This is a genomic window from Pedobacter rhodius (assembly GCF_027213645.1).
GTDB classification, from domain to species: Bacteria; Bacteroidota; Bacteroidia; order Sphingobacteriales; family Sphingobacteriaceae; genus Pedobacter; species Pedobacter rhodius.
In genome coordinates, this window is record NZ_JAPWGL010000006.1 from 138,807 (window position 1) to 151,338 (window position 12,532).

The window sequence follows — 12,532 nt, forward strand, 5'->3', positions numbered from 1 at the left end:
CAATAGTTTACCCAAACTTGATACCTGATACTCATTACTTGATACTGAATACTAAATACTTGATACTAAAATGAAAAATACCTTCCTTGCTTTTGCGATATTCTTATTTGCCACATCTATTACCTCCTGCGTTGTATTATCTCCAAAAAAATATAAAGCACTGTTGGGCACAAAAGATTCTTTGTATACTGCATTTAACGAAGGCCAGATAAAGATTGAGAACCTGGAAGATGAAGTTAAAAAGCTGAAGAAAGATACCTCAATGCTGGCGGATGATCTTCGCGATTTACAGAGCAGGTTTAATGATGTAAATGCGAACTATAATAAACTCAAAAACAACAGTTCAACGGAAATAACCAAACTGTCAGGCGATTTGGTGGCAAGAGAAAAACGTTTAAAAGAAGTTGAAGAGGTTTTGCGTAAACGTGATGAAGCAACCAATCAGTTAAAAGAAAAGCTGCAGCAAGCCTTATTGGGTTTTACTAAAAGTGGTCTGACTGTTGAAATTAAAAATGGTAAAGTTTATGTTTCCTTAATGGATAAATTATTATTTCCTTCGGGAAGTATCATCATTGATGAAAATGGAAAGAAGGCACTTGCACAATTGGCAAAGGTTTTAAAGGAACAACCTGAAATTAACATTGCGGTAGAAGGTCATACCGATAATCAGAAAGTAAATAACCTGGGTCAGATTAAAGATAACTGGGATTTGAGTGTTTTACGCTCTACCTCGGTTGTTCGTTATTTAACAGAAACAGAAAAAGTAGAAAGTGTACGCATGACTGCAACCGGAAAGGGCGAATTTCAACCCCTTGGCCCAAACACCGGCGCTGATGGCAGAAGTAAAAACCGAAGGATAGAAATTGTCCTTTCACCAAAACTGGATGAGTTGTATAATCTGATAAAATAAAAGGGTTTAATAAGCCTTTCAAAGCCTTGCGAAATGATACTTGCAGGGCTTTTTGCTTTTCCTGAGTACTTATATGTGTTAGCTCTTTAATTTTTTGCTTTAATTCTGTGTTTTAAACTAATCTTTGTAATTTTCGCTTATCAATTCCCTGCATGAAAGTAAACATACACCGAGACTTAATTTTCAGAACACCAAGATTTTCATATCAATCTGAACTGGCTGATTGTTGGGAAGAACTTAAAAAAGCCATTTCTATTTCTTCAGAAGCTTTCTATCAAACCATTAAAGAGGTAAAAGCCGAAGAATTGACAACACTAAATCCTAAGGTATTATTTACGGTTTGGAAGTATTACAATAGAGCTAAATTCCGCTCAACACCATATGGAACTTTTGCCGGGTTTAGTATGCTAAAAGATGCCTTAAGTACTGCGTCATCTCAGATTGTACTTGAAGAAAAGCAATTGGTTCATCAATTTATAGACTGGCCATATAAAAATAACCTTAATTTTTCTTTACCGGAGCTGCTGCAAAATAATTGTTTTTTATTTGCGAACAGTAGTTACTATTTCACAACAACAAGTATCAGGTATATTGCCTGTACAGATGGTTTATTTGAACTCGCTGAAATTGATAAAGATGAATTTGTAATCCGGATTTTGAAAGCCTGTTTAAAGCCAATCAGGGTTAATGAATTGATTAAAAACCTTGATGTTTCTGTAGAAGTACAAGCTGATGTGCTTTCCCTGCTCGAAGATATGTTGTCTTTGCAACTCCTTCTAAGCGATGTTGACCCTAACATAATTGGCGAAGACTATTTCGACCGCATACATGTAAATCCCGTCGAAGGAACACCCAAATACCTTATTGCCGAGCGAAATACAATTTCAGGGGGCTTGGATGAAAAAATGTTTTACGCGGTTCCGGGATTAATAAACCTGATGCAGCACATTTTACCTGTTGACGGACGTGACGCACTAAAGCAATTTGTAAATAAGTTTAAAAAGAAATTTGAACAAAAAGAGGTGCCTTTATCAATGGCTTTAGATCCCGAAATGGGCATTGGTTATGATGAACTGGAGCAGGCAGGCCAGGGTGACGAATTCATCAACCAATTTTTTGGTAAGCAGGATAAGAAAAGTGATGACCTTAACGATAAATTAAAACAAAATTTCAAAAAACTAATTCATCCGAAGTCATTCAGGTTTAATGAAACCATTAAATTAGATAAGCTTGGTCTTCCATTGGCTGATAAACCAACTGTACTACCGAATTCATTCAGTATGCTCCTGTCGGTCTCTGATGATTTAATTTGTGTTGACCAAACCGGTGGCAGTACGGCGAATGCACTGAGCGGTCGTTTTACGATGGCAAATGATAAAGTTTACCAGCATTGTAAAAAAATCGGCCAAATCGAACAAGCTGCAAATCCGGATATATTATTTTTTGATGTTGCTTACATGGTCGAAACCAATGTAGATAATATAAACCGAAGAAAACTGGTTTACGATAACCAACTCTCCATACTAAACTTCGATACGTCTGAAAATCCACTCACATTGGATGATATTATGCTTTCTGTACAAGGGAATGAGGTTGTGCTAAGATCTAAAAAGCTGAACAAAAGAGTTGTGCCAAGAATGGCTTCTGCATATAATTATGCAAGGTCTGATTTATCTGTGTTCCGGTTACTGTGCGATTTACAGCATCAGAATATTCAAACCAACTTAACGCTGTTTTTAGAAAGTTTATACCCTGAACTGCCATACTATCCACGACTTCAATACCAGAATATTGTTTTATCTCAGCAAAGGTGGCTGGTTAAAAAGGCAGATGTTTCATCTTTAAACCTCACTGATTTAAGAAACTATTTGAATAAACTAGGTGTAAGTGCTAATTTCAAAGCAGGTTTATCCGATCAGACTTTATGTTTTGATAAGAATATTGACCTTGATTTAAATGCCTTTCTTCAATATATGCTAAAACAAGATAAGGTATATCTGGAGGAGGTGCTTATTCCGGAAAAAAGTGTTGTTGTTGACGAAAAAGGCAACCCATATTTAGCGCAGTTTATTTTGAATATCTACCATCAGGAGAAAATTTATAATGGATTTAGTCAGCCGGCTTTAGATGAAACCTCAGTGAAACAATTTTTTCCACCAGGAAAAGAATGGCTATATTTTGAAATTTATTGTCATCAGCAACGTTCAGATACGCTTTTGAGCGGGCCAATTGCCCAATTTTTAGACACGTACAGCAATCAGATTAAATCGTGGTTTTTTATTCGATATAATGAAAATGGCTATCATTTAAGATTCAGACTTTTGCTGAATGATGAAAAGGACGGGCAAATTTTAACGGCCGCATTTTCAGCACATCTGGAAGAGGATTTAGCGGCCGGTTTGGTGTCTGATTTACAACTCAGAACATATCGAAGGGAAACACAGCGTTATGGAAATGATTTAATTGAGGAAGTTGAAAAGCATTTTTCTGCAGATAGCCGGTTTGTTTTATCCCTTTTTGAAACCCATCCCGATGCGCTGAGTAAATATAAATATTGTTCGGATTTGATAGATAAAATACAGCAGGAGGCTTTGTTTGAAGATAAGGTATTTGCTGACGTAATCAGAATGATGTCTGATTCCTTTAACGAGGAACACCATCTGGACGCTTCAGATTTCAAAAAAATAAATGCTCAATATCAGGTTTACCGTAAATCGGCGTATCTTGATTTAAATCAAGACCAATTGTATGCATTTAATTCATTTGCTAACTCTTTTATCAACATTCTTAAAACCTGCAAACCGGATAAAAAAATCCAGCTTTTTAGCGACCTGCTGCATATGCATGTGAACCGCCTTTTTAATAAAGATCAGCGCACCCACGAAATGGTTATTTATTATTTCTTATTAAAGGATGTTCAACGCAGAAATGCGATGAAGTAGCCTAAACTCACGTAATAGATTTATATTAATTTAATTTAACCCAGCCATTGGATTATTTATTTTTACGTTAATTTCTGTAAGGTACCTGTTCAGTGGATCTTTATAAAATTTAAATGAATACTCGTCTTTATAGAAGTTACTGAGGCGTTTGTCAATATTCTCTAATCCAACATGATGGCTTTCGACTTCTCTTCGCTTAACCTCGTTTACCATATTTATGGTTGTGATTGTTAAGCTTGTTTTATTATAATCAATTTGTACAATAGAAGGTTGTGTAGAATGTGCAATATTTCCATGCTTGAACATATTTTCTACTAAAGTAAGCAGGATAAGGGGAGGGAAACGTATACCAAATAAGTCTCCGTTAACAACTAGATCAAAATTTATGGTATTGGCGGTGCGTAATTTATGGAGGTTAATTAAATGTTCAATTTGCTCCACTTCTTCACTTAACGGTACCAGTTCTGATGCTTCCGGCCTTTTTAAAGCATAGCGCATCATTTCAGAAAGGTTCATAATTGCATCTGCTGCCAAAGGCGCCTTCTTTCTGGCATCATTGTAAATAAAATTCAATGTGTTAAATAAGAAGTGCGGGTTGATCTGGCTACGTAAAAAGTTATTCTGCGATTGCACTAAATCATTCTCTAAAGCTTGTTTCTCTATGGTATTAACAAGGTTTTGTCTTTCTAATTTTTGTACTCTGCGTCGTTCCTGCAAAGAGGAAAGAAGAAATACATAACCTGTGCTAAAACCTATGAAGTATAGTGCTCTATATATAGATCTTGATAAATAAGTACGATTAATTGCCAATTCATTCAGCGTTTTTATATCGTTCGTTATAAATGCTAAAGAATATTCTAATGAAAATGAAATGGCTATAAAAGCTAATAGTTCAAAAATTACAAAGGGTATAATTATTAGAACCTTATTCTTGATATTTCTACTTAGTATTTTTCTGATACCAAAAGCATGAAAATAAAACAAAGAAATATTTATTACATAATGGACAAGATAACTTTGAACAGTAAAAAAGCTTCTAAAAATCAAACCGGTTATGAAAACTTCATAAATAATGAAAAAAGCCCATGCTTTTAGGTGGATGTGATTTCGGTTATACCAGTTTTTTAATTTAAGAATGTTCATTTAAATGGGTTTTATCTACTAAAACAGGGGTTTTATCTGTAAAAATAGCATGTTTGTGTAAAAATTTCGGACTACCTCCCTTTTCGCCGCACCTTTACATCAGTTAATCGGAACAATAATTTAAATACTATAACAATAAAATATATCATAATAATGAAAGCACAACACACAGCAAAATTGAAAAAAAGTACAGCATTTGTTTATAAAAATGTTAAAGGTCAAAACAACTTCAGTACAGACCCAACAGCAAACACAATCTTATGTACTAATTCATCTATGTCTCAAATCTTCAACAAGTAATTATTATGAAAACTCAAAATATCAGCAAATTAAAAAAGAACACCGCCTTTGTTTATAAAAGTGTTAAAGGTCAGAATAACTTTAGTACAGACCCAACAGCAAATACAATCTTATGTACTAACTCATCTATGTCACAAATCTTTAACAAGTAATTATTATGAAAACTCAAAATATCAGTAAATTAAAAAAGAACACTGCCTTTGTTTATAAAAGTGTTAAAGGTCAGAATAACTTTAGTACAGACCCAACAGCAAATACAATCTTATGTACTAACTCATCCATGTCACAAATCTTTAACAAATAATTAAAATGGAGAATCAGAACACCACTAAACTGAAAAAAAATATTGTCTTTGTTTATAAAAATGTTAGAAATGTTAATAACTTTAGCACCGATCCTACAGCAAATACAATTTTATGCACCAATTCATCTATGTCGCAAGTTTTTAATAAATAACTATGAAAACTGTAAACATTAGCAGATTAAAAAAGAGTACCGCATTTGTTTTTAAAAGTTTAAGAGGTCAAAATAACTTTAGCACTGACCCAACAGCTAATACCATATTAGTTACCAATTCATCAATGTCACAAATCTTTAACAAGTAGTTTTAACTTCTCCCTGATTTTAATAAACTACTTTGTATATAGGCGAAAAAAGCTTCTTTATAGCCTTCCCCAATCTGAATCATTTCGTTATTGACCAATCTGATAATGTTGCCATCTACTTTTTTAATGGCTGCCTTGGCAACGATATTTGATTTATTAACGCGAATAAAGGCGTGATTCTCTAAAGCCTTTTCAATTTCTTTTAAAGTAAGGTAAGTTGTGTTGGTTTCGGTTTTTGTAATTATCTGAATATAATTCTGAAGCGCCCTGATGTATAAGATATCATCAATCAAAATATTAGAGAAAGCATATTTGTGGTCGCCCTTAATATATAAAGCGGCAACCTGATCAGCTTCTTTAGCCGCATTTTTTGCATTGTTGGCTTCCTTCTTCAAAATTCTGTCTATTCCTAATGCAAATTTTGCAAATGAAATAGGTTTGAGCAGGTATTGATCGGATTGAACGTCAAAAGCCTGAAGCGCATAGTCGGGGTGGGCAGTAGTAAAAATAAGGTATTTGGCTTTCTCCCTGATGTTTTTAGCGAGTTCCAGCCCATTTATTCCTGGCATATCAATATCCATGAATAATAAATCAATCTCATCGCCAACACTAATTTCAGTAAGTGCCTGCACCGGGCTGGTAAAGGTTTTAAAAACAGTTAATCCGGGCATTTCAGCTATATGGTCGGTTAAAACCTCAATAGCATGTTGTTCATCGTCAATAACAACGCATTTTAAATTCATGATTATTATAAAGTGTGTTTGGAATGATTTGAATGCAAGTTAGCTAAAAAAAGAGTTTGTTCATATATTCTGTAATAAAAAATCTTTTTTGGCTTTTCGTGTAAAAATGCGGGTGGTTGATGTAAAATTTTGGAGGGTTGATGTAAAAAAGTTAATAACATCAGTCTATTTTTCAATCTTTATTACTGTTTGCCAAAAACGAATAATTGGAAAGATTGCTTGTCTGTTTGATAACATCTTTTTGATTAGAAACATCTGCCTGCCCTAAGTATGTGTAGCCTGGATAAACAAAATTTGACAGGCCATACACACTATGGGAATTAAGCAACAACGCTTTTGACTAATAACATTTACAAAATACCTTAAAAAATATATTGACATGGAACTTAAAGACGAAATCGGGCAATTTGCCGTAAGAATCAAGAAAATGCTTCCCCAGGTTCAATCAGAAGATTTAACAAGGAATGCATTGGTTATGCCATTTATCCAGATATTAGGCTTCGATGTTTTCAATCCTTCTGAAGTTCAATCTGAAGCTGTTTTGGATTTTGGTGTTAAAAAAAGCAAGAAAGTTGATTATACCATTATGAAAGATGGTGAGCCTGCTATTTTAGTGGAGTGTAAACATCATGAAGATAGCCTGGACATAAACGACTCACGTTTATCTAAATATTTCCGCAAAACAAAAGCTAAATACGGGTTATTAACTAATGGTTTGGAATATCGTTTTTACACCGAGAAAATGGTAAGGAGTAAAAAGAAACAAGAACCTTTATTTGTATTTAATGTTAAAGACACTAAAGCAGCTAAAATAGCGAAGTTGTTAGAAGAACATAAAGATTATTTTAACGTTAAGCAAAATGTTGCAAGTTAAATCAATCTAATCTGATACTGAAAAAGTCCCGATGCAAATCGGGACTTTTTGTTTTCAAATCTATAAGGTTTTCAAAACCTTATAGGTTTATTTTAAATTAATTCAACACTTCTGCTTACAAAAGCGGTTAATTCTGCACCGGTTAGCATGCCTTGAGCCAGTAAAGCTAAATCTACAGCTTGCTTCGCTAAGTTACTTTGCTCTTTGCCTTCTGCTTTTAAAATTTTACTAACCAATTTATGGTTTCCGTTTATGGCCACTTTATAACTATCTGGCATCTGACCATAGAAACCCATTCCGCCACCCATTGCCGCCATGTCTTTCATACGACGCATAAATTCATCCATGGTAATGGTAACCGGCAATTCTTCAGGGTTTAACGCTACAACCTCTACCTGCATACCAGGTTTTGTAATGGCTTTTTCAAAAATTGTAGTAACTTCCTTAACCTGATCTTCGCTTAAAACATGTTCATTAACTTCATCTTTTTCAATCAGCTTATCGGCAACGCTCGAATCAACACGTTTGATTGATGTTTTTTCTAACTTTTGTTCCAACTGATTGATGAAGTGGTTATCGATAGGTGAATCTAAAACTAAAACATCGTAATCTTTTTTATTAGCCGATTGAATAAAAGCATCTTGTTTAGAGGCGTCATTTGAATACAAATAAACGACTGTTCCGTTTTTGTCCGTTTGTAAAGGCGCAACTTTATCTTTGTACTCATTCAGCGTGAAAAGTTCGTTTTTAGTGTTGCCAACCAAAGCAAAATCTTTTGCCTTATCATAGAATTTCTCCTCACTAATCATTCCGTATTTAACGAATAAACCAATATCCTTCCATTTATCTTCGAAAGATTTACGGTCTTTAGCAAATAATTCTGCTAATTTATCAGCTACTTTTTTAGTGATGTAATTGTTGATTTTCTTAACATTACTATCAGCCTGTAAGAAGCTACGTGATACATTTAAAGGAATGTCCGGTGAGTCGATTACACCATGTAATAACATTAAAAATTCAGGAACAATATCTTTAACTTCATCCGTAATAAATACCTGACGGGAATATAATTTAATTTTGTTGCGTTGCATTTCAAAATCGTTTTTCAACTTAGGGAAATACAATACGCCGGTTAAATTAAATGGATAATCAACATTCAGGTGAATCCAGAATAATGGTTCTTCACTAAACGGGTATAACTCACGATAGAAATTTAAGTAATCTTCATCTGACAAATCTGCAGGCGCTTTAGTCCAGATTGGATTTGTGGTGTTGATAATGTTATCAACTTCTACATCCTTATATTTTTTCTTGCCTTCTTCATCCTCACCATCCTCAACAGACTCATTTTTAGTTCCGAATTTAATTGGTACAGGCAAGAATTTAGCATATTTATCCAGAATTTGCTGTAATTTCGATTCTTCTAAAAATTCTTCAGAATCTTTGTTTACATGAAGAATGATATCCGTACCACGAGTCGTTTTTGTACCTTCCGTGATTTCGAATTCAGTACTTCCATCGCAAACCCAACGGGCAGGTTCTGCGCCATCCTGGTACGATAAAGTTTGAATTTCAACCAAATCTGCAACCATGAAAGCCGAATAAAAGCCTAAACCGAATTTACCAATGATTTCATTCGCGTCTTTAGCATCTTTAAATTTCTCCACAAATTCACTTGCGCCAGAAAATGCAACCTGGTTGATGTATTTTTTAATCTCTTCGGCCGTCATACCCAAACCATTATCACTAATGGTAATGGTTTTTGCAGTTTTATCAACCGCAACCTGTACCAAAGGTTGGCCAACTTCGCCGTTAAACTGACCTAATGAACCTAGTCTTTTAATTTTCTGAACGGCATCTACTGCGTTAGAAACCAGCTCACGAAGAAAAATCTCGTTATCGGAGTATAAAAACTTCTTAATTATCGGGAAAATATTCTCGGTATGGATGGAGATGTTTCCCTTTTCCTGTATGCTCATATGTAAATAAATTGTTTAATCTACATGCTGCATAACAAGGGTTGTTCCAAAGCATTTTGTTTGCCAAAATGACAGGGTTGTGTTTTGTTAAAGTTACTAACGCTAATGGCGATTGTATTATTAGCGTTAGTAACTTTACCTCAGAAAGTTGTTGTCCGATAGCTATCGGATGCGAGGCGGCTTTTTCGGCCAACGAAGCAATCTTTCCTGCGTCAGTTTGAACTTCTTCTACAAAAAAAATTGCTTAATGCCGGTACACATTCCGACGCTTCAATTCGCAATGACGCTCCCGAAATAAACGTAAAAAGCCAAATGCATCAGGCATTTGGCTTCTGTTATTTCGATAATTTAATCTAGTTTAAATGGAAACTTGGTTCACTTTCTTCAAGCGAGAGAATTTTACTGATTTTTTTTAGCAACACATCCATTTGAAATGGTTTGGAAAGAAAATCGTCCTGACCATAATTTAAAGTGGTAAAGTCTTTAGGATCGTATAAACCTGAAATTAAAAGAATAGGGATTTTTGATGTGGTATCTACAGATTTTAGCTGTTCGCAAAGCACACGGCCATCAATATGTCCGAGAGAAATATCCAGTAATATCAAATCTGGTTTAAAGCTTTCTATTCTATCGAAAACTTCTTCACCATTATTCAGCGCAGAAACTTTAAATCCGCCTATTTCCAATATTAGTTGTATGGTTTCTAAAACCTCGATATCATCATCAACTACCAGTATTCTCTTCATATTCTTTAGCAATTATACGCATTGTAATTATAACAAAATGATTGATGTTATGTTTACAAAGTTTTAAGATTTTATTAATATCAAAAATCTGCGTTTAAATGGCTTGTTTTATAATATCTTCCTTCTGTAAAATAAAGTCGTAAAGATCCTGAATAGGTTTTTGCAAAATTTTCCCTGCTGTAATTCCATTTTCTTTTAAAACATCTTTTAAAATATCCTGGTAATAGTAGGCTATTGAACCAACAAAATGGCAGGGAATTGTTTTATAATTCGGATAATCTTTAACGTTGGTATCAACAAATTCCTGAAAGCCCTTTTTTAAAATGTCCTTAACAAAAACATGATCATAATTATTCGCTAAAAACCGGCTAAATCCGGCCAGGTAAATATTAGGAAAAGGTTTCTGATAAACATTAGTTATGATTTGTTCTTTTTCTGAAGGAAATGCCTTTATAAATTCCATTTCTAAATCAGCGGGCATTTTTTTATACAAATAGCTTAATAAAACTTTTTTACCAAAAAAGGTACCTGAGCCTTCATCACCAAGTACATAACCTAAGCCATGATGGCCTTCCTGTATTTTTTTACCATCAAAATAACAGATGTTAGAACCGGTTCCTAAAATACAGTTTAACCCTTCCGAATCGCCACAGGTTGCATAAACAGAGCCTAAAAGATCATGTTCAACGGATATAAAAGCATTTGTGAAAACGGTAGACAAACCATTTGAAACCACTTCATGTTTATCTGGCGATGAACAACCTGCACCGAAGAAATAAATTTCCTTAACCTCGCTTGCCAGGGGCGATATGATTTCATTTTTTAAAATTATGCGGCTAATATCCTGCTCATTCAAGAAATAAGGGTTTATGCCTTGTGTATTAAATTTAATGGTTTCTCCATTAAAATAACCCATCCAATCTGTTTTTGATGAGCCACTATCTGCAACGAGTATCATGGGAATAAATATAAAAATTAATTGGATAAATTTATATTACCACTTATTTCTTTTAACGTAATTTCAGCAAGCTTAGCCTGATACTGCATTTCTATAAAGCGATTTTGCGCATCAATAGAATTCCTTTGCGCTTCTCTTAGTTCTAAAGGTGCAATGCTTCCCAGCCGATATTTTGCTAAGGTAATGTCTAAGTTTTCCTTAGCAATGTCGACATTTCTTTGTTCCAGCTTAACCAAATCAAGGTAGGTGCTGTAATTTTGATAGGCGGTAAGCAATTGCGTGCTTACATCAAGTTTTGTTTTATCTAAGTTTAAAGTCGAATTTTCGATATCTATTTTAGCATTTCGTTCCTGCTGCCTTTGCAGAAAACCGTTAAAAAGATTCAAGCTGGCCGTTACACCATAGGTAAATCCATTAGCTGCAAATTTTTGATTAAAGCCCGTTGGCGAAGTACTGTTGGTTCGGCTGTAACCCGAATTTAAACTTACTACAGGATACCTGGCACCTTTTATGGACTTCAAATTCAGGTTAGCAACACGCTGGTTTATAAAGGCATTCTGAACATTTGGATTCTGTTTTTCTGCTAATTCTGCCAGTTGGCTGTAGACTAATGCCTGATCGATATCGATATTGTTATCAACGAAAAAGGTAAGATTTACATTTCGTACCAGCAATTGGTTTAAACGAACTTTAGCAACCTGCAAGGCATTTTTTTGTTGCAGGTAATTAGATGTATCTGTATTGTAATCTACCTGAGCAGTTAAAACGTCGAGCTTTGAACCTCTGCCAAGTTGTAGTTTGGTTTTTGCAATCTTTTCTCTGAAAACAGATATATCTATAGCGCTATCTGCTGCAATAACTAATTTTTGTTGCCTTGCAACATCATAATAAGCGGTAATCACATCAGCAATTGTTGTTAAAATGGCTAAACGCGAGGTAACTTCGCCTTGTTTCTGTAACTCTTTTAAACGCTCGTAATTTGCAAACATGCTAAAGCCATCAAAAATAGTCCAGTTTAAATCTGCGCCAAGATCATTATTTGTACTTTTTGCACCGGTTATCACCCTGTCTTCACCGGTTACCGGTGTTTGGCGGGTATTTTGAATGCTCCCTCCATTGGCATAAGTACCTGTTAAATTCGGAAGCATACCGGCATTGCCAATAGTTGCATTATTCTTCGCAATGGCGATATTATTCTTACTGATTTTAATATCGTAATTGTTTTGCATAGCAATCGTAATTGCTTCCTGCAAAGTCAATTTTTCCTGTGCTTTCGTGGTGAAAGAAAAAATTGCCGTTAACAATACGAATAAATTTATCCTATTAATCATT

At 34.5% G+C, this 12,532-nt stretch carries 9 protein-coding genes; 3 read left to right on the plus strand and 6 right to left on the minus strand.

The window, feature by feature from the left end:
• Positions 1-70: 70 nt before the first annotated feature.
• On the plus strand, positions 71-910 hold the full coding sequence (locus tag O0931_RS18885; RefSeq protein ID WP_269417048.1) for an OmpA/MotB family protein: 840 nt from the start codon (positions 71-73) through the stop codon (positions 908-910).
• Between the two features lie 152 nt (positions 911-1,062).
• Positions 1,063-3,852 carry a lantibiotic dehydratase gene (locus O0931_RS18890; RefSeq protein ID WP_269417049.1) on the plus strand — a complete coding sequence of 930 codons (2,790 nt, stop codon included), beginning with the start codon at positions 1,063-1,065 and terminating at the stop codon, positions 3,850-3,852.
• Positions 3,853-3,882: 30 nt separating this feature from the next.
• Here O0931_RS18890 and O0931_RS18895 read toward each other — a convergent pair whose 3' ends face one another.
• A complete protein-coding gene (locus O0931_RS18895) occupies positions 3,883-4,995 on the minus strand; it encodes a sensor histidine kinase (RefSeq protein ID WP_269417050.1) in 1,113 nt (370 codons plus the stop codon).
• Between the two features lie 907 nt (positions 4,996-5,902).
• A complete protein-coding gene (locus O0931_RS18900; protein ID WP_269417051.1) occupies positions 5,903-6,643 on the minus strand; it encodes a LytR/AlgR family response regulator transcription factor in 741 nt (246 codons plus the stop codon).
• Positions 6,644-7,022: 379 nt separating this feature from the next.
• Here O0931_RS18900 and O0931_RS18905 point away from each other — a divergent pair, with 379 nt between their 5' ends.
• Positions 7,023-7,517: a type I restriction endonuclease gene (locus tag O0931_RS18905; RefSeq protein ID WP_269417052.1), complete on the plus strand. Its 495-nt coding sequence runs from the start codon at positions 7,023-7,025 to the stop codon at positions 7,515-7,517.
• Positions 7,518-7,609: 92 nt separating this feature from the next.
• On the opposite strand, the gene htpG is transcribed toward O0931_RS18905, so the two are convergent.
• The 4 genes from htpG to O0931_RS18925 all read right to left on the minus strand — a co-directional run bounded on the left by htpG (position 7,610) and on the right by O0931_RS18925 (position 12,531).
• Complete coding sequence (gene htpG / locus O0931_RS18910; RefSeq protein WP_269417053.1) at positions 7,610-9,496, minus strand: molecular chaperone HtpG; 1,887 nt, start codon at positions 9,494-9,496, stop codon at positions 7,610-7,612.
• A 353-nt stretch (positions 9,497-9,849) separates the two neighbouring features.
• On the minus strand, positions 9,850-10,242 hold the full coding sequence (locus O0931_RS18915) for a response regulator (RefSeq protein WP_269417054.1): 393 nt from the start codon (positions 10,240-10,242) through the stop codon (positions 9,850-9,852).
• Positions 10,243-10,336: 94 nt separating this feature from the next.
• Positions 10,337-11,200 (minus strand): N-acetylglucosamine kinase, encoded by an 864-nt coding sequence (locus tag O0931_RS18920; RefSeq protein WP_269417055.1) that lies wholly within the window; start codon positions 11,198-11,200, stop codon positions 10,337-10,339.
• A 17-nt stretch (positions 11,201-11,217) separates the two neighbouring features.
• Entirely contained in the window at positions 11,218-12,531 is a 1,314-nt protein-coding gene (locus O0931_RS18925; protein ID WP_269417056.1) for a TolC family protein, read from the minus strand.
• Position 12,532: the final 1 nt, after the last annotated feature.